Consider the following 24,680-nt stretch of genomic DNA (forward strand, 5'->3'; position numbering starts at 1 on the left):
ATGGAAAACTTATTGCCAAACCAGCCATAGAACAGACTGTATGCAAAATTTTAAGAACGGGAAGATTCCCTTGTTTATGTACCTCCTGCTTGTTATCTCATGGGTGTGTTGTACACCGGCAGAAAAACAAGAATATAAAAACTGGAATGTGTATGGAGGCACAAAAGATGCGATGCATTATTCCACCCTCACAGCAATTGACACAAACAACGTAAACCACCTGGCCATTGCCTGGACCTATCATACAAACGACGCAGACACCCTGCTTCATTCCCAGATACAATGCAATCCTATTGTAGTAGACGGTATACTATACGGCACTACGCCCAAAATGAAAATGTTTGCATTGGATGCTGCCACGGGAAAACAACAATGGATCTTTGACCCCGGCGCCAAAATTTCAGCAGACACCAGCGCACAAACTCGTTTGATGATGGCCTTCTCCAATACAGGTCGCGGCGTTACTTATTGGACAGACGGCAAGAACGACAAAAGGCTTTTTTATACGGCCGGAGATCAGCTCATCTGCTTGCAGGCGGCCAACGGAAAACCCGCAGCGGATTTTGGTAACAATGGCCGTATAGATCTTCACGACGGACTGGACCGTGATGTGAAAGATAAATTTATCACTTCCAATACGCCCGGCATTATTTATAAAGATGTATTGATCATCGGCTCACGTGTAGCGGAAGATGCAACGGCAGCTCCAGGTCATATTCGCGCTTATGATGTTCGTACCGGCAAACTGAGATGGATATTTCATACCATACCCCAGCCCGGTGAATTAGGCTATGAAACATGGGAAGGTAAAGAAGCCTGGAAACACCTGGGCGGCGCCAATTGCTGGGCAGGCATGAGCCTGGATGAAGCCAAAGGCATTGTGTTCATACCAACAGGTTCTGTTTCTTTTGATTTTTATGGGGGCAAACGATTGGGTCCAGATCTTTTCGGCAATTGTGTGTTGGCATTGGATGCGGCAACCGGCAAACTGATCTGGCATTATCAAACAGTGCACCACGATATCTGGGACCGCGACCTGCCTACCGCGCCGGTTTTGGTAAATATTATAAAGGATGGAAAAAAGATCGAAGCGCTGGCCCAACCCAGCAAAACAGGATTTATTTTTTTACTAGACAGAACAACCGGTAAACCTGTGTACCCGGTAGAAGAAAAACCAGTACCCACTGAATCGGGACTAACAGGTGAAAAAATAGCTGCTACACAACCCATACCAACATTCCCGAAACCCTTTGCAAGACAATCTTTATCGGAAGCAGACCTGAACAACCTCGTCGGCGATTCATCGTTCCAGGATATTAAAAAGAGGTTGGCAGGTTATAAGACAGGAAATATTTTCAACCCCCCATCCAAAGAAGGCACGGTTATTTTTCCCGGCTTCGATGGTGGCGCCGAATGGGGCGGTCCCGCCTATGATCCGGCCACAGGTATATTATATGTGAACGCCAACGAAGTGCCATGGGTATTAAAAATGGTGGATGTAAAAGAGAAAGCGGCAAAAGAAGAAAATTATTTAGCAGCCGGTAAACGCTTATATACGCTTAACTGCATGAGCTGCCATGGCCCCGAAAGAAAAGGATCGGGGAACTATCCATCACTGATTAGTGTAAATAAAAAATACAACGATGCAAGATTTCTCCAGTTGCTCAGATCGGGAAGGGGCATGATGCCGGCATTCAATCATCTTTCAGAACAGGAACAAAATGCCGTTGCCGCATATATACTGGAGGATAAAATAAAGCAAACGCAAAAATTCATCCATGAACAAAAAGCAGATGATGCATACATGCACCTGCCCTATACCAATACCGGCTATAACAAATTCCTGACAAAAGAAGGGTATCCCGCCGTTAAACCACCATGGGGTACATTAACCGCTATTGACCTGAACACAGGTGAATTTGTATGGAAAGAAACGTTGGGCGATTATCCGGAACTGAAGGCAAGGGGCATACATGCAGGCACGGAAAACTATGGCGGCCCGGTAGTAACGGCGGGCGGTTTGTTGTTCATAGCAGCCACAAAAGACAATAAAATAAGGGCTTTCCATAAAAGAACAGGAAAACTATTGTGGGAGGCCGATTTACCCGTTTCGGGTTTTGCCACCCCTGCGGTATATCATGTAAAAGGAAAACAATTTATTGTAATTGCATGCGGTGGTGGTAAATTGAAGACCCGATCCGGTGATGCTTATGTGGCATTCGCATTACCGGATAAAAACTGAAACCCCCGATCATGCAACCCGGTATCGAACTGAAAGCAAAGAAAAAATCGCCGCTGGAAAAATTTGGCGTCTATTACCTCGACCGGTTCGACAAAAAAGACCTCACGCATCATGTGTTCGATATACCCGATGTAGTACTGGAACAAAAGATCAGGAGAATATCCATCAAGGGCATCGTATTATCTGCTATTACCGGCCTGGTATTGGTTTGGCCTACCGTATACATTGACCTGCTGAAACAAAACGAACCCTGGTATATACACTATGCATGGACAGGCGGCGTAACACTGATTTCCATTGTTATTGAATTGTACTTATTATTCCTGATCGCATTGAAAGCCGTTCACGAAGTAAGCGAACTGATCAACCTGCATGTGCATAAAAAAGATTTCCTGCAATCTGGTCCCTTCAGTATCACGAACATCCTGGCAAGAACAGCATTGGAACTGCCCGACCCGGAGATGGAAGTATTGGGTATCGATCCTTTTGAGCGGATATCGAAAAAAAACCTGTTGATATTGGGTTTGCTGTACAAGCTCAAGATCACGATCACGAATTTCGCTGCCAGGTTCCTGTTGCTGAAAACGGTGGGCAAAACGATCGCAGGTATTTCCATCAATTATGTGGCGCTGCCGGTGGAATGTTTCTGGAACGGGGTAGTGCTCAACCGCGTAGTGAAAGAAGCCCGCCTGCGCTTGTTTGGTTTTGCTTTGAGCAATCATATCGCCGACAATGTATTGCACGATCACCTTATAGAGCGGCTCTCGCCTTTGGCCAAGCAAGGCTGTCTCTGCGCTATTGGCAATGCCGTGGTGATGGCCCAGAATTTTCATCCCAATATGGTGATCCTGTTGCTGCGCTTCCAGCACCTGCTTCATACCGATAATAACAGCACGGTAAAATATGATGACTGGAATGTATTCCTCGACATTTTAAAACGGGTAAGTAAGGAAGAACGCAATCTCCTGCTGGATCTTTTCACCGTTGCCGTAGCGTTCGATGGTAAAATATCACAAGTAGAAGCCAAAAACATCAAAGATGCTTATGGCGCAGATTATGAATTGTATCGCCCCAGGCTGCTGCAGCTGACTGCACACATGCGGGCAGGCAGGTTGAATGCCGCAGCGCAGTTGTGCGGTATCGACCTTTTAGCAGGATAACTCTACCAAACTTATTTCGAAGCACTTACCTGACCTCTTATCTCACCGGCAGGATTAGCCGAAGTATGTATGTTCGCATACATCTTACCACCCAACAGATCATCGTTCTGGCTGGCAGTAAGTGTAGCTGTTCCGCTCACAGTACCGCTGGCTGCAGAAGGAAAACCTGTGATAGCTACTTCCACGGCGGCGCTTGTACCCGCGGCGGCAGGACCATGAAAGTGCATGCCGGTAGCCGCCCCGGTGAGACCACTCCAGTTAAGGGTGTAAGAGAGTTTATAAGTACTTGCATCGTAAGTGCCGGTAAGTGTACCGGTACCCGTGCTGTTGGTGGCAGGCACTTCCTGGGCCGCCGTAAGCGACGAACTTATATTATAGGTGGTTGATGGCGCGGTATAATCGTTGTTTTTGCTGCAAGACGAAAACAAGATGCCGCTAAACACCACGCAGAACAGACCAAGCCGCCTGAGAATGAATATGGATTGCATAACTGTTGTTTACAAATTATAACGCAGCTTGCAACAGAAGGGTTGCCTCTGCAATAGCCGAGAAACCAATATTTTAGGCAATATGCTGATAGTCAAACTTTTGTTGACAGATACCTACTTCATTCATGAATAAGACCGTTCTTCTGTACTGATTTCCACATAGTGCGTTATTTTTAGAAAGACAAGAAAATAAAATCATTTGACAATGAATCAACAGGGTGTCATTCGAAAAAGCATAGTTTCTCTATTGTTGCTTGGTTGGAGTATGGGCCTGATGGCCCAGTCTGCCGTGCAGATCAAGGTAGATGCCGCAAAAGAAAAAGGTCCTATGACGCCCATCTGGGCTTGGTTCGGATACGACGAGCCCAACTACACTTATATGAGAGATGGCCGGAAACTGCTTTCGGAAATTGCTGCTTTGAGTCCGGTACCCGTTCATGTTCGCGTGCATAACCTCATGACTTCAGGAGATGGCAGCGCCGCGCTGAAATGGGGCTCTACCAATATGTATACCGAAGACAAAAATGGTAACCCGGTGTATTACTGGAATATTGTTGACTCGATATTCGATACGTTCATACAAAGGAAAATGAAGCCATTGGCGCAGATAGGTTTTATGCCTGAGGCGTTGTCGAGCCACCCGCAGCCATACCAGCACCATTGGAAACCCGGCGATAAGTATGGTGATATCCACACAGGATGGTCGTACCCGCCGAATGATTACAATAAATGGGCAGCGTTGATTTACCAGTGGGTGAAACATTGTGTTGAACGATATGGTAAGGCCGAAGTAGAAAGCTGGTACTGGGAGTTGTGGAACGAACCGAACGCTCCTTACCTGCAGGCGCAGGACAGGTTGAAGACTTATTGCAAGATGTACGATTACGCTTCATACGCTGTTAAACGCGCGCTGCCATCGGCCAAAGTGGGCGGACCACATACTACAGGAGGAGGTGAAGCATTCATGCGCGGCTTTATTATTCACTGTCTGAAAGAGACCAATGCAGCTACCGGCAAAGTGGGTGCACCCATTGATTTCCTGGCTTTTCATGCAAAAGGTTCGCCACGGATTGTCAACGACCGGGTACGTATGGGCATGTACAGCCAGTTGAGAAATATCCGGGATCATTTGAGTGTGATCGCTTCTTTCCCGGAAACCAAACATTTACCGGTAATTGTTGGCGAGTCGGATCCCGAAGGCTGTGCAGCCTGTGGTATGAAAACCGATCCACAGAATGCTTATCGCAATGGAACCATGTACTCGAGTTATACGGCTGCGTCTGTTGCGCGTATTTATGATATCAATGCGCATTTTGGAACCAACCTGATCGGTGCAGTGAACTGGTCCTTTGAATTTGAGAACCAGCCTTGGTTTTACGGGTTTCGCGACCTGGCCACCAACGGGGTGGACAAGCCTGTGCTGAATGTTTTCCGCATGCTGGGTATGATGTTGGGCAATCGTGTGGAAGTTTCAGGAAACTTTTCTTATGATTATCAGTCGATCATTGATTCAAGTGTGCACGGAAAGCAAACAGATATCAATGCGATTGCTGCAAAAAGCAAAAATTCATTGACCGTGATGCTGTGGAATTATCACGACGATGATATACAGGACAACGGCTCACCGGTAATGCTTTCTTTACAGCATATACCGGTAAAAAAAGCCAAATTGTATCATTACCGGATCGATAGCGATCACAGCAATGCGTACGAAGTATGGAAAAAAATGGGTTCGCCACAACAGCCTACAGAACAACAATACAAGGAATTGGAAAAAACAGGACAATTAGCGTTATTGTCAGCCCCGAAAGCAGTTACGATCAAGAATGGAACACTCACTGTTGATATGCAACTTCCCCGGCAGGCCGTATCCCTGGTGAGATTGGTATTTTAAGGCTCAGTGGGTCAGGTTCCACTTGCTTCGCAGATAATAAGCTGCCAGCTTGGGTTTTCTGTCTCTTGTAAAAACCCCTTTATAGTTCATGCCGCCAAACCGGATAATGCCCTGTGAGGTTTTAAAATCGGCAAATGCCCAAACATGCATGCCCGCAACAAAATCCTTTGTATCGGCACATTCGAGGTAGGCTTTAATGAAGTCTTTTTGAAACTCCTCCGTAAACATTTCCTGCTGATCGGTATGCATTCCGGCATAGGTATCCGCTCCGAACTCTGTAACGATAATTGGTTTGTTGTATTTAAGATGCAAGTCGTCCAGTTCCTGGCTGAAGAGTTTAACGCCGTTTTTGATATCGCCCGGCTGTGTGTACCAGCCATAATACCGGTTGATGCACATCAGGTCCATCGCACCCAGCCATTCGCTTGGTCCGCCCTGCAAACCAACAATGGTAACCGGTCTGGTATCATCAGCTTCTTTTGCTGTGCGGTAGAGCTCTTTAAAAAAATTCAATGAATACGCATCGGCAGGGGCGTCTTTCCCTGAACCGAAATTCATGTTTTTGGGAAAAGGCTCGTTGGCCAGGCTCCATATGATGACTGATGGATGGTTTTTATCCCTCGCCACCAATTCCCTGATCTGTTTTTTGCAGGTCTCTTTTCGGATATCAACATTGGCTTCCCCATCGGCAAAAATCAAACCAACCGCAGGTATTTCATCAATGATCAGTATCCCTTCCCGGTCTGCCATCATCATATACTCTTCGTCATAAGGATAATGCGAAGTCCGGTAAGAGTTGGCCCCAACCCACTTCAACAGCGAATAATCTTTTACCATAACGGGACCCGCCAGCCCTTTTCCAAAAATGGGAAAGTCTTCATGTTTGCCGAATCCTTTCAGGAAAACAGGTTTGCCATTCAACAACAATTGCTTATTGGTAACACTCACCGAGCGGATGCCTATGTTGAGGTGATAAACATCTGTTCCGGCAATCACCGTGAGTTGATACAGATAGGGATCATCCGTACTCCAAAGGCGGGGGTTGGGCACTTTGATGACAGCGGTTGCTTCATCGCCCGAAAAATCGAGCAGACTTTGTTCGGTTGTATTGTCTCCATTCAGTTTTACAGCAGCCTTTTTTACCGAACCATATTTTTTGATCAGCACCGATACGGTTGCACTGCCATCGTTGACAATTGTTTTTGTTGTTATATCGCCAATACCGTTTTGCGGAATACTGTAAAGCCATACAGCCCTTTCCAAACCTGCGTACGGGAAAAAATCATAGTTGGTTTTCGGGTTGTTGCTGAACATGCCGCCCGACCCGAGATTACCGGTGGGCACCCGGGTTGGTTTTAATTCATTTTCTGTTTGTATGACAATCAGGTTTTCCGCATTGACAGATACATCATTGCTGATGTCGAAAGCGAATGGTAAATGCCCGCCTTCATGCATGCCAACAGGTTTGCCATTCACCCATATTTTCGCCGCATAGCTGGCAGATCCTACCCGGATGAAAATTTTTTGACCTGCCCATGATTTGGGCACGAATGCCCGCTGTTCATACCATACCAGGCCCAGGTAATCACGGCTGTCCTCCATTTGCTCGTTGTAGCTTCCGGGTACCGCTATCGAAACGGCATGGGTTAATCCATTGAACCATTGCTCTTTTTCTCCCACACCCGCAGTGTCTTTTTTGAATTTCCAGATACCGGATAAGTTCATGGCATTTCTTGACTCATTTTGTTGCGGATACAGTGCAATATCCTGGGCATTTGCCGTCATGAATGCTTGTGCGTTTGCAGCAAATGATACGATCACTGGGAGGATGAAGAGGTAAAATTTTTTCATGTAACAAAATACAAAAAAATCAAGGTTCAAACATCATTTCCTGATAAAAAACAGAGCCGATAATGCTGCTAAAAATCGTAGCGTAATTGGTTGGGATGCCCATATAAAGATTTTGTAAATTCATGCATTCATTATGAAAACATATTTTGTAGACGCCTTTACAAATGAACCCTTTAAGGGAAATCCCGCCGGTGTTTGCTTTCTGGACCAGGATATCGGCAAAGAAAAAATGCAAATCATTGCAAAAGAGATCGGCTTTTCCGAAACAGCATTCATAAAAAAGAATGCAGAAAACGATACTTATGACATCCGGTTTTTTTCTCCCAAAAAAGAAATAGCCCTATGCGGGCATGCTACACTTTCTTCAGCAAAAGTATTGTTCGAAACCACGCATGAATCTGCCCTCACATTCATAACAGGAGAAAAGCTGGAACTCAATATTCGGAAGGAAAACGACCATATTGTCATGGCATTCCCTGTATATGAGATGACCACATCAACAGCGCCGGCTTCCATGTTGCATGCATTGGGTCTGGATGAAGTAACAAATACATCGTACAGCCCTAAAAACAAAATAATGGTCCTGGAGATAAGCGACTCCGATCGATTGGCGTCGCTGAAACCGGATTTCAACGCGTTGATCGCATCATACGAGAACATCAATGGGGTATTGGTAACAGCCCCGTCAAAGGATACAGATTATGATTTTCACTATCGCTATTTTTGGCCATGGGCAGGAACCAATGAAGATCCCGTAACAGGAGGCGTACAAACTTTCCTGACGAAATATTGGGCCAACAAACTCAATAAAACAAAACTGAAGGCTTTTCAGTCTTCCGAGCGAACAGGTTTCATGACGACTGAACTGAAAGACGATAAAGTTCTTTTATTTGGTAATGCAGTGATCATGCTGGAAGGACAACTTAAAAACTGGAATGGATAGATATGCTGATACAAACACTTCAATCATTATTCGAGAGAGACCTGAAAAGACTAAGGTCTGAAATAGCGCTTTACAAAAACGAACAGGTAATTTGGCATACCGAAAAGGGTATTGCAAATTCAGCAGGAAATCTATGCCTGCACCTGGTTGGTAATTTGAATACTTATATAGGGGCACAGATAGGCAAAACCAATTACACCAGGAACAGGGAACTGGAGTTTTCTTTGAAGAATGTACCGAGAGTCGAATTGCTAAAGAAGATAGATGAAACCATCATTGTTGTGAAAACGACGCTGGATCAGTTGCCGGAAGATGCATTACAACAAGAATACCCGATCCTGGTTTTTGCCGAAAAAACATCAACAGGATATTTTTTGATACATCTCGCTACACATCTGTCGTATCATCTCGGGCAGATCAATTACCACCGGAGATTATTAGATGTATAGTACACCCAGTAATACAGGCAACATGAACAAAAGAGTAAAATTCGATTTTGAGATTTATTTCACAAATGGAGGGGGCATCAAAGGCCATGATTTTCGCCTTGATATTGCGGGGGACGATATTTCAGACAAAGCACTGGCCGATTATATAGTTGACGACCTGGGATTGCTGATGGTAGGTGAAACAAAAATTCTGAATAAAGAGATCATAACAGAGACACATAAAAGGAAACCCATCAATGAAAAAAAGGGTAATGATCTATTGATAGACCTGAGCCATACCATCGAAAACGGACTGGTAACCTATAAAGGATTGCCGGCGCCCATTATATGTGATTACCTGAGCAGGGAAGATTCGCGCAAAGTATATGAAGCGGGAACGGAGTTCCAGATCGGCAAAATTGAAATGGTAGCGAACACGGGAACTTATATCGATTGCCCGTTTCACCGCTTTGAACATGGGAAAGACCTGTCAGAAGTGGAATTGGCTTGCTTTACCGATCTCGAAGGCATTGTCATTAGGGTGCCCTATACAACATCACCTGAAATTACGGATAAGCACCTGCGGAATTACGAGATCAGGAACCGCGCGGTTTTAATACATACGGGCTGGGATGTTCATTGGAATACAGAACACTATTACGAGAACAACCCCTACCTTACGGAAGCGGCAGCCGTTTATTTAAGAGATTGCGGTGTGAAGCTGGTAGGGATCGACTCGCATAATATAGACAATACGAACGGGAAATCCCGGCCAGTGCATACAACATTATTGGGAGCAGAAATTTTGATTGTGGAGCACCTGTGCAACCTGCAGTTGTTACCGGAAGATGGGTTTACCTTCAGCGCTATTCCACCCAAATTCAAAGGAGTGGGCACGTTCCCTGTACGGGCAATGGCAAAACTGACCGGAGCCAATAAATAAGATAACGTCGTCAGTCGTTGTCCTCAAAATGCAACTTCTGCTGACTGGCAGAGGCTGCAATGTGAAGCGCAAAACCGGCGATTGCCGTATCCTTCAACAAGTTGATGAATGCCATGGTTTTCATTTCCTTGTCGCCCGCACTAACGTAGTTGGGTATGTGAATGGTGACAATGAAAACAATCAATAAAAGCGCCAGCACGTATCCGGCTGCTTTCACCATTTTATTGGTAATGAAGGCAATGGCAACCAATATAAATGCACCGCCAACGAGATAAACCCATAAAATACCACCAGGCAAAGAGCTGGGAATAAAAACCACCAGATCACGTGCATTCATAAAGTGATAAATCCCGAAAACAATCATTACAACAGCCAGCAGATAAATAGCTATTCTGGAAATAATGTGATACTGTTTCATATTGGGTCATTTGATACTAAAAAGTTACAACATTTATTCCACAGATGCAAGCCTTTTTATAGCTTTTAAAAAAGGCTTGCATCTGTAAGATTGGTGTTTTCACCAGCACCCATGTAGTGATATTACTATACTGTCCGATTGACTTTTCTATCTGTTTTTCATCACTTTCACTATCAGCTGTTTCCGTAACTGGGCGTTTCTTTGTGACATCACATTACAAGAATGTGTTACAGTTGGGAATCCAATAATCCTTTGAAAAGATCCTTGAAAAGTCGCCAATTAATTTTTAGCGTAGGTTAATTGGTAGCGCTTTGGTTTAGTCCATGAAAAACCGTAGTTAACCGCTACACAGCCTTTGTAGGATTCGTTCCTACAAAGGTTTTTTATTTTTTTGCAAATACTCTACTATTTTAGTAGAATATTCGTATGTTTGCCACCGAAACAGAAAATAATGGACGATCTACTGAACAAATTAACCCCTTCTCCCTCGCAATATGATATTATCTGTCATACGCAGCACTTCACATTCCATGCCCGTATGGCGATGACCTGCAGCCTTTCCTGCCCTATGGGGCTTTAATCATTCATCACCGCAGGCTTCGCCTGTAACCTAGCAGTAATCATTTTAATTTTTTATCCTACTAAAATAATAGACTAATGAAGTCCAGAGCTATACTTATACCAATTGTTTTTACCCTGCTGGCATTGCGATCGTATTCGCAGGGTGCTTATACCATCTCGGGTAAAATTTTCGATTCGGTTCATGCCCAGCAACTGGGTGGCGCTTCAATCAGGGTAAAAGGCTCCAACCAGTTAACGGTATCTAAAGAAGACGGCAGTTTTGAATTAAAGGTTTTTCAACGCCTGCCGATTACATTGCTGGTTTCTTATGTTGGATATCAACCGCAGGAGTTCCTGGTATCGGATAACAATGCATCGGCCGTATCGGTTTCTTTATATGCGCAGAATCAATATGCAGGTCAGGTGATCGTTTCCGCTTCGCGTGTATCGGAAAGTATCCTTAAATCGCCTGTTACCATTGAAAAGCTCGACCTGCGTGCCATCAAAGAAAGCCCGGCGCCCTCTTTCTTCGATGCGCTGGAGAATCTGAAAGGGGTGCAGATGACCACACTGAGTATTGGTTATAAAGTACCCAATACCCGTGGGTTTGCCGGTACCACCAATTCGCGCTTTCTTCAAATGGTAGATGGTGTAGATAATATTTCTCCCGGTATCGGCGCACCGGTGGCCAATGCGGTGGGTCCTACCGAGCTGGATATCGAAAGTGTTGAATTGATTCCCGGTGCGGCCTCGGCGGTGTACGGTCTGAACGCCATCAATGGTATTTCGAACCTCAAAACCAAGAACCCCTTTCAATACCAGGGCCTGAGTGTGTATGTGAAGCAGGGGGTGAATCATATAGATGGCAAGGATCTGTCGCCCTCCCTCTACCAGGAATATGCTATCCGTTATGCCAAAGCCATCAACAAACGGCTGGCATTTAAGATCAACGGATCTTATTCGCAAGGCACCGATTGGATTGCCAACGATACTACCGATCAGTATTATACGGCTGGTAATAAAACCAATGCATCGCTGGGCATTGGGAAAGCCAGCAATCCGGCTGCCGACCTGATCAACACTTATGGCGATGAATACAACAGCAATATGAAGACCCTTACGTTACAGGGCAAGACCTATGATGTAACCCGCACCGGTTACCGGGAGCAGGACCTTACGGATTATGCTGTAAAGAATTCCAAGATAGATGTGGGGTTGTATTATAAGTTCAATTCATCGCTTCAGGCTTCTTATGCGTACCGCATTGGTACTGTAACCAATAATTACCAGCGCGGCAATCGGGTGCGGCTCGATGGTGAGCAGATCCAGCAGCATGCACTGGAAGTGAAAAACAACGATTTCTTTATTAAAGCCTATTACACACAGGAGAATACCGGCGCCAATTCTTTCAATTTCCGTCCGCTGGCGGAGAACATCGATATGGCTTTTAAAAAATCGCCACAGTGGTGGAATGATTACACCAGCGGCTTTAACACCGCCTTTGCGGCTAATGGCGGCAATATAGCTGCGGCCCATACTGCTGCCCGTGCCTTTGCCGATAACGGCAGATTCGTGCCCGGCACGGCTGCGTTCGACAGCGTGCGTAATAAGATCATTCATACCAATAACTGGGATACCGTTGGTGCACAGTTGTTGCTGCAATCTGCTTTCTGGCATATTGAAGGGCAATACGATTGGAGCAGTTTGATCAAAGGCATTCAACTGCTGACCGGCGGTCATTACCGCAGGTACATTGTTACGCCCGATGGCAACGAATACATCAACCCTGCCGTGCTTACCGATCCTAAAAGAGCCAATGATGATTTCTATTATTACAATTTCGGCGGCTTTGTGCAGGCTACTAAAAAAGTGCTGGACGATAAGCTGAAGCTCACTGGTTCATTACGCGTGGACAAAACCGAATATTTCGATCCGAAGATCAACCCACGTATCGCACTGGTGTATTCTCCTGCCGAGCAGCACAATATCCGTGCTTCTTACCAGAATGGTTATCGCTTTCCCACCCTTTTCGAAGGCTTTGCGTTTGTGAACAATGGCGGTGTGCGCAGGCTGGGTGGATTAAAAGTAACGGCAGGCCCGTTGAATGTATTCGAAAACTCATACCTGAATTCATCCGTAACTGCGTTTAAGAATGCAGTAAATGCCGATATCAGTAATGGTGTGAGCAAGAACACGGCTATCAATAATCAAAAAGGGTTACTGGTGCAGAGTACATACGGTTATATACAGCCGGAGCACCTCAATTCTTTCGAACTGGGTTACAAAGGCGTGCTGCTTGATAACAAACTGTTCGTTGATGCCGACTATTATTTTAACCTGTACGACAATTTTATCGGCCAACTCGATGTTACACAACCCATCAGGGGCACCATCGGCCAAACCGGCGGGTCTAACGATAGTACGGCAGCATTTGTATATGCCGGCGGTAGTTCTGTAAAAAAGTATAAAATGTGGACCAACTCCAAAAGCAAGATCAGCAACCAGGGGTTTGATATTGGTCTGAACTATAACTTTTACAGGAAATTCAATATCGGCGCCAATCTGGCCTATGCCCAGTTGGTTGAAGTGCACGCTTCCGATGCATTTACACCTGCTTTTAATACGCCTAAATGGATGGCCAATGTATCATTCGGCAACAGGCAACTGTTTAAGAATACCGGGTTCAACCTGGTATGGCACTGGCAGGATGCGTTTTACTGGAACAGTCCGTTAGCCAACGGCACCGTTCCGGCCTACAATACCGTTGATGCCCAGGTGAATTACCGTTTTGTGAAAGCGAATACCACAGTTAAGATAGGTGGTACCAATATCTTCAACACGTATCACACGCAGTATGTGGGCGGCCCAGCTGTTGGGGGATTTTATTATATAACCCTTGTATTTGATGCGAATAGAGGGAAATAGGGAATAAAGAATATAAAAAAGAGTGGGGGGTTTCAAAATCTGAAACCCCCACTCTTTTTTGTTAATTGGCTAGTTGTTTTCTAAACACATAATCGCCGAAATGTTCATCAGCTGTTTTACCGGCTTTATAATCGCTGAACAGGTGATCCAATTCCTGCAGAATGGCTTTTTCATTGAGGTTCTCTTTGTATTTTTTATTCAACCGCTGACCGTAGCGGTCGCCGCCAATGTGCAGGTTATAAAGACCGGGAGCGGTTCCAATGAGTCCGATCTCTGCGGCATAAGGTCTTGCGCAGCCATTGGGACAGCCGGTCATGCGCAATACGATATCATCATCCGATAAACCGTATTGCTGCAAGAGCGGTTCGATCTGGTCAATGAGTTTGGGCAGGTAACGCTGGGCTTCGGCCAGTGCAAGCGGACAGGTAGGCAAAGCCACACAGGAAATCGCATTCTTACGCAGGGCAGATGCCGCATCGGTAGCCTGGATGATACCAAATTGATTCAACAGGTCTTCAATGTGCTTTTTATCGCTTTCTTTGATATCACTCAAGATCAGGTTCTGGTTGCTGGTAAAACGAAAATTGGCTTTACCGGTTTGGGCGATCTCGAGCAATGCAGTTTTCAAAGGCACTTGCTCGCTGTCGGTAACCCTTCCATTCTCGATGAATAAAGTATAGTGCCAGTTACCTTCATAGTCTTTGAACCAACCATAACGGTCTTTTCTTTGGGTAAACTCGTAAGGTTTGGGATCTTCGATAGGAAAGCCGCAACGTTTTTCCAGTTCTTTGCGGAAAGCTTCCACACCCATATTGTCGAGTGTGTATTTCATGCGCGCAAGTTTCCGGTCGCTCCTGTTACCATAATCGCGTTGAATGGTGAGGGTTTCATATACAGCCTTGAGCGTTTTCTCTTCGGTGTCGGTAAAACCAATAACAGTGGCCAGCCGCGCATAGGTATCGGCGTTGCCGTGCGTGGTAGATAAACCGCCACCTACGGCAATATTGAATCCTTTCAGCTTGCCATCTTCAATAATAGCAATCAATCCCAGATCATTGGCCAGTACATCCACATCGTTGTTGGGCGGAATGCAAATGCCTATTTTGAATTTCCGGGGCAGGTAGCGATCCTGGTATAAAGGATCGGTCTCAGTATTTTCGGCAATCTTTTCTTCGTCGAGCCATACTTCGTAAAAAGCCCTTGTTTTGGGCAGTAAGAGCCGGCTGATCCTGTCGGCATACGCATGAATACTTTTATGCAATGGCGATTCGGCGGGGTGACTCGTACAGGCCACATTCCTATTCACATCGCCGCAGGCGGCAATGGAGTCGAGCTTTACTTTGCTGAAGTTTTGATGCGTGGGCTTCACATGGTTTTTGAGGATACCATGCAGTTGAATGGTTTGGCGGGTAGTGATCTTGATCACACCGGTAGTATATTCTCCTGCTACATGGTGTGCAGTGATCCATTGTTCAGGCGTTAAGAGGCCGCCGGGAATGCGCAGCCTGACCATGAAGGAATACAATTTATCCAGTTTCTTAGCGGCCCGCTCTTCGCGCAAATCGCGGTCATCCTGCAAGTACATGCCGTGGAACTTCACCAATGCCTGATCCTGTTCGCGTATAGCGCCTGTGATCTCATCCTGCAAACTTTCTTTCAGTGTGCCGCGCAAACCATGACTGGCTGTTTTGATGTGTTCAATGGCTGATAATTTTTCCTGCTTGCTCATAATACCTGTTTTATAGGATCAATACACGTCTTTTGCGTAGCGCCCTTCTGTTTTTAATTGCTCGAAATATTTTGCTGCATCTTCAGCGGACAATTTTCCTTCCCGCTCGATAACGGTCAGCAGCGCGGCTTCCACTTCTTTGCTCATCGGATCTTTCTCACCGCAGAGATAGAGGTAGGCGCCGTTCTGCATCCATTCAAACAACTCGGCGCCGTGTTGCAGTATCCTGTGGTGCACGAATGGCTTATCTGCACTGTCTTTATGGAAAGCAAGGCTCACTTTGGTGAGCACATCGGTATTGAACCAGTTTTGCCATTCGGTCTGGTAAAGAAAATCGTCTGTAAAGCGGCCTTCGCCAAAGAACAACCAGTTGCGTCCAGCAGCACCTGTTGCATCGCGTTCTGCGGTGAACGACCTGAACGGCGCAATACCCGTTCCGGGTCCGATCATGATCACATCTTTATCTGCCGCGGGTAAGCGGAAGCGTTTGTTGGGTTGAATAAAGAAACTGATCTCATCACCCGGTTTTTTGCTTTCCAGGAATGAGGTGCCCAGTCCATACTGTTTTTCCCCGTTCACCGTAAACACATCTTGCAACACAGTAATGTGCACTTCGCCTTCGTGTGCGGCGGGTGAAGAAGCGATGTTGTAAATGCGCGGGGCGGTAGGGGTGAGTCCGAGTACAATGGCTTCGAACTGTGTTGCATCCTTCAAAGGATATTTCTGCAATAGTTCCAGCAAACCTACCCTTCCCGCCGGGATATCCTGTCCAACAATGGTTGCATATTGTTTAACAGATTTCTCCAACAGGTAAGTAATATTCAGCTTCTGCGTGAGCAGGTCTTTGATCGTAAACGTTTCATTTTTCCATGAAATATTTTTTGCCGGATCTGTTTGACTGAGGGCCAGTATCTCTTCCACGATCGCTGCCGGGTTTTCCGGTATGATGGCAATGGAATCGCCGGGGAGATATTCTACGCCTTCTGCTGCTATTTCAATATGGTATGTTTTCCTGTCTGAATTGTTGGCATTGAGATTAATACTGGAGAGTATGGTGCCGGTATAGGTTTTCTTACCGGCTGGTTTTTTCTGATCAGTAACAACCGGTGCCGCTACAATAGCCGGAACACCTGCATTATCGAATGATTTGAGCAAATCAGAAAACCAGCTATGCGCCAGCTCTTCATAATCGAGGTCGCATTTTTGCAGCGGAACGATGCGATTGCCGCCCAGTTTTTGCAACTGACTGTCTACATCTTCTCCTGCTTTGCAAAACTGCGGATAAGCCGTATCGCCCAGCGCCAACACACCAAATTTCAATTGCGGTATTTTAAAACCATTGTTGTGGATATGGTCGTAAAATTTTTGTGCCGCGGTAGGAGGTTCACCTTCGCCCTGTGTGCTGATCACGGTAATAAAATACTCTTCTTTTGGAAGATCGGTGAGGCGATACTGGTCAAGCCCCACCAGTTTGGTTTGTATCCCATTCTTCTTTGCCTTAGCGGCAAATTCCGTGGCCAGCTTTTTAGAGTTACCGGTTTCGGTGCCATAGGTAATGGTGATCTTCTTAGGTGCGGCCGCAGCAACACTTACAGGAACCGCAACGGCTACAGCAGGCTGTGGTTGCTGCCCCAGCAATGCAGATAAATAACCGTTGATCCAAATCAGCTCCTCTTTGCTTGACTCGCTGATCAGATCTGTCAGTAATTTGAATTTAGGCCCTGTTAACATGTTTATTATCTTTAGCTGTATCGTCGTGTATGGTGCTTACACGACCTGTCAGTGGTTTGAAATAATGCTCTTTGCTGTAACTGTTGGCAATCCAGGCAAACTGCTCGTGAAGCGCCACCACTTTGCCAATGATCACCAGGGAAGGCGATAAAAACACCGTTCCTTTCAGTTGGCGTTCATAATCATACAGGCTGCAAGTGTGGATGGTTTGCAGTGGCGTTGTTGCCTGTTCGGCAACTGCCAGCAATTTATCGGCGCTGATCTGGTGTTGTGTAAGTTTTTCAACAACGGTATCGAGTGTTTCGGATGACATATACCATACCAGCGTATCATTTGTTTCCGCCAGTTCTTTCCATTCTTCATCCGTCACTACATCTGATTTGTAATAAGTGAGGAAGCGAACAGAAGTGGCATATCCTCTTGCCGTAAGCGGAATACCGGCATAAGCCGATGCACCGAGTGCAGCAGTAACCCCAGGAACGATTTCATAGGGGATCTGATGGGCTACCAGTGTTTCCAGTTCATCCAGGATATTGGAAAATATCCCGGTATCGCCTCCTTTGAGCCGGACTACCAGCTGATGCCGGCTGGCATGATGTACCAGTAATTCGTTGATGGTAAGTTGCGGAGTAGAGATCCCCCTGCGGCATTGTTTACCCACATATGTTACTTCTGCTCCAGGCTTCACATGCGCTTTGATGACATCTTCACTCACGAGCCTGTCGGCCAGTACCACATCTGCCTGTTGCAAAAAGCGAACAGTCTTCAGGGTCACCAGTTCCGGGTCTCCCGGACCGGCTGCCGCCAATATCACTTTGCCTTTGGTGGGTTGATAGCTCATACAACTGGTTTTAGAACAATCCTTCAACAGAAAGATATCTTTCGCCGGTATCGTAGTTGAAGGTTAATATTTTTGATCCTTTGGGTATCTCGGATAGTTTCTTTGCAACGCCGGCAAGTGCAGCGCCTGATGAGACACCGATGAACAATCCTTCTTCTTTCGCAGCACGCTGTGCATAGCTGAATGCTTCATCCTTACCTATGGTGATGATACCATCGAGTATTTCCCTGTTCAGGATAGAAGGAATGAAGTTGGCACCCAGGCCTTGCAAGGGGTGCGGACCAGGAGCGCCGCCACTTAATACGGGCGACAATTCCGGTTCTACTGCGAACACTTTCAGTTGAGGGAATTGTTTTTTCAACACTTCCGCTACACCGGTGATGTGACCGCCGGTTCCAACACCGGTGATGATATAGTCCAGTCCGTCGGGAAAATCTGCGAGAATTTCTTTCGCAGTCGTTTGGCGATGAACCTCTGTATTGGCAGGGTTATCGAATTGCTGCGGTACCCAGGAGTTAGGAGTTTCCGCTGCCAGCTCATTGGCTTTATCTACAGCGCCCTTCATACCTTTTTCGCGGGGCGTTAGTACAAACTCTGCACCGTAGAGCGCCATCAGTCTTCTGCGCTCGATGCTCATACTTTCAGGCATTACCAGGATAATCTTGTATCCTTTCACAGTTGCTACCAGCGCCAGGCCGATGCCGGTATTACCGCTCGTAGGTTCAATGATCACACTGTCTTTCTTGAGCAAGCCCTTGGCTTCCGCATCTTCGATCATCGCCAGGGCAATCCTGTCTTTGATGCTGGCGCCGGGATTGCTTCTTTCCAGCTTCACCCATACTTCGTGTTCATTGCCAAATAATTTATTGATCCTCACATGAGGAGTATTGCCGATCGTTTCTAAAATGTTAGCTGCTTTCATGCTTTTATTTTTACAGTGTTTTGAGTTAAATCACAAAATTTAAAGGTTCGGGAAAAGGGTCTTTGCCTTTGATGTGTATCTCGCTTTTATGATACACTACGGAATTCGCGGGCACACTGTGGGTGAGCCAGATATTACCGCCGATGATACTACCGCTGCCAACAACGGTTTCGCCACCCAATATGGTTGCTCCGGAATAAATGATCACATGGTCTTCAATGGAAGGATGTCTTTTTTTGTTGGCCAGTTCTTTTGCCACATTCAAAGCGCCCAATGTTACACCCTGGTAGATCTTCACATGGTTACCGATAACGGTGGTCTCTCCGATTACTATGCCGGTGCCATGATCGATGGCAAAAGAAGATCCTATTTCTGCGCCCGGATGTATATCGATGCCTGTTTTGCTGTGTGCGTATTCAGAGAGAATGCGCGGCAGGGTTTTAATGCCCTGCAGGTGCAGTTGGTGTGCGATGCGATAAATAGCCGTGGCATAAAAACCCGGGTAAGCCACCAGTACTTCTTCGATGGACTGGGCCGCGGGATCGAACTTCAGCACTGTTTCTGCATCCAGTAACAATGCTTCGTACAATTCCGGCAGTTCGTAGAAGAAATGCTCGGTGTGTTGCTTCACCAGTTGCTCATCCCTGATCAATTCAAACAGGATGGCTGAAAAAGTATTCTGCAATTCCTGGTATTCCTGCGTCAGTTTTTCGGCAGAATCGTACCGGCCTTCATAAGAACCAAAAAGCAGGTTGAACAGATCATCAGTAAAACGTTCGGCCAATTCCTTATCGGGAAACCGGCTGAAGCGCTTCCTGTTCTTGTGAAATAAATGCTGTACGAAATCCTGTTTGGTCATGATGGGTTATTTTATTGGATCATGCATGCACCAACGGTAACATGACTGGTCTCGTCTATCAATATCGCTCCTCCGTTCGTTCTTAATTTTTTATAGCTGTCATAAGCAATGGGCGAAGCGGTTTTGATGGTAGCCTTCACCACATCGTTCAATCCTACTTTTTCGGGGAACGCTTCCTGCTGCAATGAGTTCACATCTAGCTTATAGGTGATCTCTTTCACCACGCTTCGAACCGTTTTACTGTTCAATTGCAGGAGGTATTTATTTCCGGGGATGAGGGGTTTGTGGTCCATCCAACACAACAATACTTCTATCTCGTTGCCAACAGCAGGCTGGTTATCTGTTTTAACGATGATATCACCGCGGCTGATATCGATGTCGTCTTCCAGGTGCAGCACAACGCTTTGTGGGGCATAAGCTTCTTTCACTTCTTTGCCGCCTACTTCAATGGCTTTGATAGCAGAACTGATACCGGAAGGTAAAACGGTCACTTTGTCGCCCTTGGCGTAAACACCGCTGCTGATCTTTCCGGCATAGCCACGGTAATCGTGCAGTGCATCTGTTTGAGGGCGGATCACGAATTGTACGGGGAATCGTGCATCGGTATGATTGATGTCGTTCTCTACCTGTATATTTTCAAGAATATGTAAAAGCGATGATCCTTCATACCAGGGGAAGTCTTCACTTTTCTCTACAATATTGGCGCCGTTGATGGCGCTGATGGGAATATACGTAACATCGTTCAGGCCCAATGTTTTCGCTACTTCTGCGTAATCGATCACGATGTTATTGTACACATCCTGGGAATTGTTCACCAGGTCCATTTTATTCACTGCTACTACCACATGGGGTATGTTGAGTAACGAAGCGATGATGGAATGGCGGCGGGTTTGCTCTACTACACCATTGCGGGCATCGATGAGAATGATGGCCAGGTCGGCATTGGAAGCGCCCGTTACCATGTTGCGGGTGTACTGGATATGACCGGGTGCATCGGCGATGATGAACTTGCGTTTGGGTGTGGCGAAATATTTATACGCCACATCAATGGTAATACCCTGCTCTCTTTCAGCGCGCAGGCCATCGGTCAGCAAAGCCAGGTCTATCTCTCCATCGGCTTTGTTCCTGCTTTGCTTTTCAATGGCTTCGAGCTGGTCGATCATGATCGATTTGCTATCATATAATAACCGGCCGATCAATGTGCTTTTACCGTCGTCTACGCTGCCTGCAGTTATAAATCTTAATAAGTCCATGTGTTTGTTTTTAGAAGTAACCATTTTTTTTCCTGTCCTCCATTGCCGCTTCACTCACCCTGTCGTCTATCCTTGTTTCGCCGCGCTCACTGGTTTTGGTGGCAACGATTTCACGGATGATATCATCAATAGAGGAAGCATTTGATTCAACGGCGGCGGTACAGGTCATGTCGCCTACCGTGCGGTAGCGCACCCGCTTCACCGATACTTTATCATGGGGCTCTACTTCAATAAAATCAGATATTGCAACGAGTTGTCCTTCGTGCTCCAGCACTTTGCGGTCATGTGAGAAATAGATAGATGGCAGATCGATTTTCTCGCGCCGGATATAGTTCCAGATATCGAGTTCGGTCCAGTTACTGATGGGGAACACCCTTACGTTCTCTCCTTTGCTGATCCTGCCATTGTAAGTATTCCACAATTCAGGGCGCTGGCGTTTGGGATCCCACTGGCCGAATTCATCCCTCACCGAAAAGATCCTTTCCTTGGCCCTGGCTTTCTCTTCATCGCGACGAGCGCCTCCGATACAGGCATCGAACTTGAATTCTTCAATGGTATCTAACAGCGTATAGGTTTGCAGCGCATTACGACTGGCGAATTTTCCTTTGGGTTCTGTAAGGTGACGGGTCTTGATGGTGTCTTCCACTTTACGTACGATGAGTCTTTCTCCCAGTTGCTCTGCCAGTTCATCGCGAAAATCCAGGGCTTCCTGGAAATTATGGCCGGTATCGATGTGCACCAGTGGGAAAGGAAGTTTACCGGGACGAAAAGCTTTCAATGCCAGGTGCACCAGGGTAATGGAATCTTTACCGCCGCTGAAAAGGAGGGCTGGTTTTTCGAACTGGCCGGCCACTTCACGCATGATGTGGATGGCTTCCGACTCCAGTTGATCTAAATAATCTGTTTTATACTGACTCATGATGTTGAATTCTGTTCTTTAATGTGTATGTAATCCGCACTCTTTTTTACTGCTGTCTTCCCACCACCACCTGCCGGCCCTGAAATCTTCGCCGGGGCGGATGGCCCTGGTACAGGGCGCACAGCCGATGCTCACGAAACCTTTATCGTGTAAAGGATTGTATGGGATGGCCGCTTGCTGTACATAGTTGCTGACCTCTTCGGTGCTCCAATGTAACAGCGGGTGAAATTTGATGATTCCGTTGCCTTCATCCCATTCCAGCGATTGCAAGTCTTGCCTATTGGGCGAATGTTCTGCACGCAGACCGGTGATCCATACGGCATTACCTTGTAAGGCTCTTTTCAGGGGGGCCACTTTGCGAATAAAGCAGCAGCGGGAACGGAGCTCTACAGAGTCGTAGAAAGCGTTGGGGCCATTCGATTCAATGAAAGTCTCCAGTTCACCCGCATTGGGATAATAGGCTTTGATGCTGATGGAATAATGCTCCAGCGTCCTGCTCCAGGTACTGTATGTTTCAGGAAAAAGACGGCCCGTATCGAGTGTGAAAAATGAAACGGGCAGGTGGTTCTTCGCAATATGATCTGTGATAACCTGGTCTTCATTGCTGAAGCTGGTGGAAAAAGTCACAGCGCCCGGGTAGGCGGCAATGAGCGTTTCCACAGCGTCTGCTATGCTTTTGCCATTGATACTATGTTGCAGGGAAGCCAATGCATCACTTGTTGAATGTGACATACAAGAATCGGGTATTGGTGAAACTGAAAACCTGGGTAAATAAGTAAGGGGAGATATCAGTCATTACAACACCTGGTGGGTTGTACAGGGCAACAACAGCAGCACATGAACCCTTTGGCAGGAGTGAGGAGGTTCATGATTGCCTGAACGAAAGTGGTGATTGCCTGTTTCATTTTTAATCGAGTTAATGATAATGACAGGACAAAGATAAGGGCAAATTTAAATTCCCCACAATTTTGGTAGACTTTTTTGAAAAATTTTTACGATGCCTTGGAAGCCATACCAGGCAAACGTTTGCGAGACAGTAAAAGCTAACAAGTGGTCGTTTCTGCGGCATTCGTAACTTGATGTCATAAATTGTTACTTCAAGTTGTAGCACGGGTCCGTTTGATGTTGAGTTGGTAGCGGGTGTTCAGAGAGATAACAAAATCATGCTCAGTCAATAGTATCTGTACAGCAGGGTCTTCCAGTAAAATTGCGGCGAGCTCTGCAGCCAGCGGCATGCCGCCTATATGATTGGAAACCCTTCCGTTCACCAGTTCTATATCGAACCTGTATCCGGCCTTGCGGGTCATTCCTGCATGTTCGAAATCAACACGGTTAAGATCAAGTATCTGGTCTCCTACAGCTGTACGCTTGAGCAATATCTTGATAACCGGTATGTATTTACTCCAAAACTGTTGATACATGCGGCGATGAATTTCTTAAGGGTAAATGAGGAACTACTACAAAATTGCATTATTCCCGGCAAATCTTATTTGCTTTTTGAGGTATTATCTTCGCCTTATTATGACAGCAATCGACAGCGTAGTACTGGAACAGGCCGTGGTGCACCAATTGGGCAATCCTACAAGGGGGGAGGAACTGAAACTTTCTGCCAACCCGCTTTCACTGAACGATCCCATTGTAAGGGGCCTGCTTACCAGGTATTTCCTGCATCCGTTCAACGAAGAAGAACAATACCGCTTCACCCATATCAGCAACCTGGAACTGAACGAGATGTATCATTATGTGTCGGCACTCTTTGACAAGCCCGCCAGCTTCATGGAACAAAGCGCCCTGATGGCTCATTTTCTGTATACCAAAAGCACCCATGCCAATGTGAAGCAGGGTGAATTGTATGTAACAAGGTTCTCACAAGTGCCATTCGGAACGGAGTATGTGGAAGCTGTTGGGATTTTCAAAAGCGAAACCAAAGAACCTTTCCTGAAAGTATTCCCGCATGGCAAAAGCTTCGAAGTGGCGGCAGAGGACGGCATCAGCATCAATAAACTAGATAAAGGTTGTCTTGTATTTCGTCAGAACCGGGAAGAAGGGTATATTGTATGCGTAGTAGACAATACCAATAAACAGAACGAAGCCCGCTATTGGGTAAACGATTTCCTGCAGGTAACCCGCAATACCAACAGTTATCATCATACCGATACCGCATTGGGTATGTGTAAGCTTTTCATCCATAATGAAATGGCCGAAAAGTTCGAAGTGTCGAAAAGCGATCAGATAGATATGCTCAACCGGAGCATGGATTACTTCAAAACAAAGGACGAATTCAGGATGGATGAATTTGCCCGGGAAGTATTGCACCACGATGAAGTGATCGAAAGCTTTCACCAATACAAAAACGTTTATGAATCTGCCAGGCAGGTAGCAATAGAAGAGGAATTTCCCATCCACCTGTCTGCCGTAAAAAAACAACAACGTTTTTTCAAGAGTGTACTGAAGCTGGATAAGAATTTTCATATTTATATACATGGCAGAAAAGATTTAATAGAACAGGGCTATGATGAAATGGTAGGGAAGCGGTTCTATAAATTGTATTTCGACGAAGAGTCGTGATACAA

General features: G+C 46.0%; 20 protein-coding genes. 8 read left to right on the plus strand and 12 right to left on the minus strand.

Annotation, left to right across the window (positions count from 1 at the left end):
- Positions 1-40: 40 nt before the first annotated feature.
- Positions 41-2,242 (plus strand): PQQ-binding-like beta-propeller repeat protein, encoded by a 2,202-nt coding sequence (locus SEDOR53_RS0104310; RefSeq protein ID WP_026768612.1) that lies wholly within the window; start codon positions 41-43, stop codon positions 2,240-2,242.
- 11 nt (positions 2,243-2,253) lie between these two features.
- Entirely contained in the window at positions 2,254-3,402 is a 1,149-nt protein-coding gene (locus tag SEDOR53_RS0104315) for a hypothetical protein (RefSeq protein ID WP_026768613.1), read from the plus strand.
- 11 nt (positions 3,403-3,413) lie between these two features.
- On the opposite strand, the gene SEDOR53_RS0104320 is transcribed toward SEDOR53_RS0104315, so the two are convergent.
- On the minus strand, positions 3,414-3,890 hold the full coding sequence (locus SEDOR53_RS0104320) for a CHRD domain-containing protein (RefSeq protein WP_084220343.1): 477 nt from the start codon (positions 3,888-3,890) through the stop codon (positions 3,414-3,416).
- Positions 3,891-4,095: 205 nt separating this feature from the next.
- Here SEDOR53_RS0104320 and SEDOR53_RS0104325 point away from each other — a divergent pair, with 205 nt between their 5' ends.
- Positions 4,096-5,784 carry a beta-xylosidase gene (locus SEDOR53_RS0104325; protein WP_026768615.1) on the plus strand — a complete coding sequence of 563 codons (1,689 nt, stop codon included), beginning with the start codon at positions 4,096-4,098 and terminating at the stop codon, positions 5,782-5,784.
- A 3-nt stretch (positions 5,785-5,787) separates the two neighbouring features.
- On the opposite strand, the gene uidA is transcribed toward SEDOR53_RS0104325, so the two are convergent.
- The gene (gene uidA, locus SEDOR53_RS0104330) at positions 5,788-7,635 is read right to left on the minus strand and encodes a beta-glucuronidase (protein WP_051416489.1); all 1,848 of its coding nucleotides are present in this window, start codon (positions 7,633-7,635) and stop codon (positions 5,788-5,790) included.
- 133 nt (positions 7,636-7,768) lie between these two features.
- Here uidA and SEDOR53_RS0104335 point away from each other — a divergent pair, with 133 nt between their 5' ends.
- Genes SEDOR53_RS0104335 through SEDOR53_RS0104345 form a run of 3 tightly spaced genes read left to right on the plus strand, consistent with a single transcriptional unit; the run spans position 7,769 to position 9,949 of the window.
- A complete protein-coding gene (locus tag SEDOR53_RS0104335; RefSeq protein WP_026768617.1) occupies positions 7,769-8,578 on the plus strand; it encodes a PhzF family phenazine biosynthesis protein in 810 nt (269 codons plus the stop codon).
- A 2-nt stretch (positions 8,579-8,580) separates the two neighbouring features.
- The gene (locus SEDOR53_RS0104340) at positions 8,581-9,027 is read left to right on the plus strand and encodes a DUF1572 family protein (RefSeq protein ID WP_026768618.1); all 447 of its coding nucleotides are present in this window, start codon (positions 8,581-8,583) and stop codon (positions 9,025-9,027) included.
- Between the two features lie 22 nt (positions 9,028-9,049).
- Positions 9,050-9,949 (plus strand): cyclase family protein, encoded by a 900-nt coding sequence (locus SEDOR53_RS0104345; protein ID WP_026768619.1) that lies wholly within the window; start codon positions 9,050-9,052, stop codon positions 9,947-9,949.
- Positions 9,950-9,959: 10 nt separating this feature from the next.
- Here the strand turns inward: SEDOR53_RS0104345 and SEDOR53_RS0104350 are convergent, their stop codons facing one another.
- Positions 9,960-10,367 (minus strand): hypothetical protein, encoded by a 408-nt coding sequence (locus SEDOR53_RS0104350; RefSeq protein ID WP_051416490.1) that lies wholly within the window; start codon positions 10,365-10,367, stop codon positions 9,960-9,962.
- A 657-nt stretch (positions 10,368-11,024) separates the two neighbouring features.
- Between SEDOR53_RS0104350 and SEDOR53_RS0104355 the strand changes: the two genes are divergently transcribed.
- Complete coding sequence (locus tag SEDOR53_RS0104355) at positions 11,025-13,853, plus strand: TonB-dependent receptor (RefSeq protein WP_026768621.1); 2,829 nt, start codon at positions 11,025-11,027, stop codon at positions 13,851-13,853.
- A 61-nt stretch (positions 13,854-13,914) separates the two neighbouring features.
- Here the strand turns inward: SEDOR53_RS0104355 and cysI are convergent, their stop codons facing one another.
- The 9 genes from cysI to SEDOR53_RS18490 form a co-directional block, all read right to left on the minus strand.
- The gene (gene cysI / locus SEDOR53_RS0104360) at positions 13,915-15,582 is read right to left on the minus strand and encodes an assimilatory sulfite reductase (NADPH) hemoprotein subunit (protein WP_026768622.1); all 1,668 of its coding nucleotides are present in this window, start codon (positions 15,580-15,582) and stop codon (positions 13,915-13,917) included.
- 18 nt (positions 15,583-15,600) lie between these two features.
- Positions 15,601-17,313: a sulfite reductase flavoprotein subunit alpha gene (locus SEDOR53_RS0104365; protein ID WP_026768623.1), complete on the minus strand. Its 1,713-nt coding sequence runs from the start codon at positions 17,311-17,313 to the stop codon at positions 15,601-15,603.
- On the minus strand, positions 17,297-18,154 hold the full coding sequence (gene cobA, locus SEDOR53_RS0104370) for a uroporphyrinogen-III C-methyltransferase (protein ID WP_026768624.1): 858 nt from the start codon (positions 18,152-18,154) through the stop codon (positions 17,297-17,299). The genes SEDOR53_RS0104365 and cobA overlap by 17 nt, the downstream gene beginning before the upstream one ends.
- 10 nt (positions 18,155-18,164) lie before the next feature.
- Complete coding sequence (gene cysK / locus SEDOR53_RS0104375; protein WP_026768625.1) at positions 18,165-19,076, minus strand: cysteine synthase A; 912 nt, start codon at positions 19,074-19,076, stop codon at positions 18,165-18,167.
- 25 nt (positions 19,077-19,101) lie between these two features.
- Complete coding sequence (locus tag SEDOR53_RS0104380; RefSeq protein WP_026768626.1) at positions 19,102-19,935, minus strand: serine O-acetyltransferase; 834 nt, start codon at positions 19,933-19,935, stop codon at positions 19,102-19,104.
- Between the two features lie 11 nt (positions 19,936-19,946).
- Positions 19,947-21,188 (minus strand): sulfate adenylyltransferase subunit 1, encoded by a 1,242-nt coding sequence (locus SEDOR53_RS0104385; protein ID WP_026768627.1) that lies wholly within the window; start codon positions 21,186-21,188, stop codon positions 19,947-19,949.
- 10 nt (positions 21,189-21,198) lie between these two features.
- Positions 21,199-22,107 (minus strand): sulfate adenylyltransferase subunit CysD, encoded by a 909-nt coding sequence (gene cysD, locus SEDOR53_RS0104390; protein ID WP_026768628.1) that lies wholly within the window; start codon positions 22,105-22,107, stop codon positions 21,199-21,201.
- Between the two features lie 18 nt (positions 22,108-22,125).
- Complete coding sequence (locus tag SEDOR53_RS0104395; RefSeq protein WP_026768629.1) at positions 22,126-22,839, minus strand: phosphoadenylyl-sulfate reductase; 714 nt, start codon at positions 22,837-22,839, stop codon at positions 22,126-22,128.
- A gap of 365 nt (positions 22,840-23,204) precedes the next feature.
- Complete coding sequence (locus SEDOR53_RS18490) at positions 23,205-23,528, minus strand: hypothetical protein (RefSeq protein WP_051416491.1); 324 nt, start codon at positions 23,526-23,528, stop codon at positions 23,205-23,207.
- 100 nt (positions 23,529-23,628) lie between these two features.
- Here SEDOR53_RS18490 and SEDOR53_RS0104405 point away from each other — a divergent pair, with 100 nt between their 5' ends.
- Complete coding sequence (locus SEDOR53_RS0104405; RefSeq protein WP_037360538.1) at positions 23,629-24,675, plus strand: nucleoid-associated protein; 1,047 nt, start codon at positions 23,629-23,631, stop codon at positions 24,673-24,675.
- Positions 24,676-24,680 lie beyond the last annotated feature (5 nt).

It is taken from the genome of Asinibacterium sp. OR53, assembly GCF_000515315.1.
GTDB lineage: Bacteria > Bacteroidota > Bacteroidia > Chitinophagales > Chitinophagaceae > Sediminibacterium.

Bases quoted from the DNA above. Each gene is read 5' to 3' on its own strand.
- cysD (WP_026768628.1), bottom strand. From the start codon at position 22,107: ATGAGTCAGTATAAAACAGATTATTTAGATCAACTGGAGTCGGAAGCC.
- cysI (WP_026768622.1), bottom strand. From the start codon at position 15,582: ATGAGCAAGCAGGAAAAATTATCAGCCATTGAACACATCAAAACAGCC.
- SEDOR53_RS0104405 (WP_037360538.1), top strand. From the start codon at position 23,629: ATGACAGCAATCGACAGCGTAGTACTGGAACAGGCCGTGGTGCACCAA.
- SEDOR53_RS0104320 (WP_084220343.1), bottom strand. From the start codon at position 3,890: ATGCAATCCATATTCATTCTCAGGCGGCTTGGTCTGTTCTGCGTGGTG.
- SEDOR53_RS0104365 (WP_026768623.1), bottom strand. From the start codon at position 17,313: ATGTTAACAGGGCCTAAATTCAAATTACTGACAGATCTGATCAGCGAG.
- cobA (WP_026768624.1), bottom strand. From the start codon at position 18,154: ATGAGCTATCAACCCACCAAAGGCAAAGTGATATTGGCGGCAGCCGGT.
- SEDOR53_RS18490 (WP_051416491.1), bottom strand. From the start codon at position 23,528: ATGTATCAACAGTTTTGGAGTAAATACATACCGGTTATCAAGATATTG.
- uidA (WP_051416489.1), bottom strand. From the start codon at position 7,635: ATGAAAAAATTTTACCTCTTCATCCTCCCAGTGATCGTATCATTTGCT.
- SEDOR53_RS0104350 (WP_051416490.1), bottom strand. From the start codon at position 10,367: ATGAAACAGTATCACATTATTTCCAGAATAGCTATTTATCTGCTGGCT.
- SEDOR53_RS0104340 (WP_026768618.1), top strand. From the start codon at position 8,581: ATGCTGATACAAACACTTCAATCATTATTCGAGAGAGACCTGAAAAGA.
- SEDOR53_RS0104380 (WP_026768626.1), bottom strand. From the start codon at position 19,935: ATGACCAAACAGGATTTCGTACAGCATTTATTTCACAAGAACAGGAAG.
- SEDOR53_RS0104315 (WP_026768613.1), top strand. From the start codon at position 2,254: ATGCAACCCGGTATCGAACTGAAAGCAAAGAAAAAATCGCCGCTGGAA.
- SEDOR53_RS0104395 (WP_026768629.1), bottom strand. From the start codon at position 22,839: ATGTCACATTCAACAAGTGATGCATTGGCTTCCCTGCAACATAGTATC.
- SEDOR53_RS0104385 (WP_026768627.1), bottom strand. From the start codon at position 21,188: ATGGACTTATTAAGATTTATAACTGCAGGCAGCGTAGACGACGGTAAA.
- SEDOR53_RS0104355 (WP_026768621.1), top strand. From the start codon at position 11,025: ATGAAGTCCAGAGCTATACTTATACCAATTGTTTTTACCCTGCTGGCA.
- SEDOR53_RS0104335 (WP_026768617.1), top strand. From the start codon at position 7,769: ATGAAAACATATTTTGTAGACGCCTTTACAAATGAACCCTTTAAGGGA.
- SEDOR53_RS0104325 (WP_026768615.1), top strand. From the start codon at position 4,096: ATGAATCAACAGGGTGTCATTCGAAAAAGCATAGTTTCTCTATTGTTG.
- SEDOR53_RS0104345 (WP_026768619.1), top strand. From the start codon at position 9,050: ATGAACAAAAGAGTAAAATTCGATTTTGAGATTTATTTCACAAATGGA.
- cysK (WP_026768625.1), bottom strand. From the start codon at position 19,076: ATGAAAGCAGCTAACATTTTAGAAACGATCGGCAATACTCCTCATGTG.
- SEDOR53_RS0104310 (WP_026768612.1), top strand. From the start codon at position 41: ATGCAAAATTTTAAGAACGGGAAGATTCCCTTGTTTATGTACCTCCTG.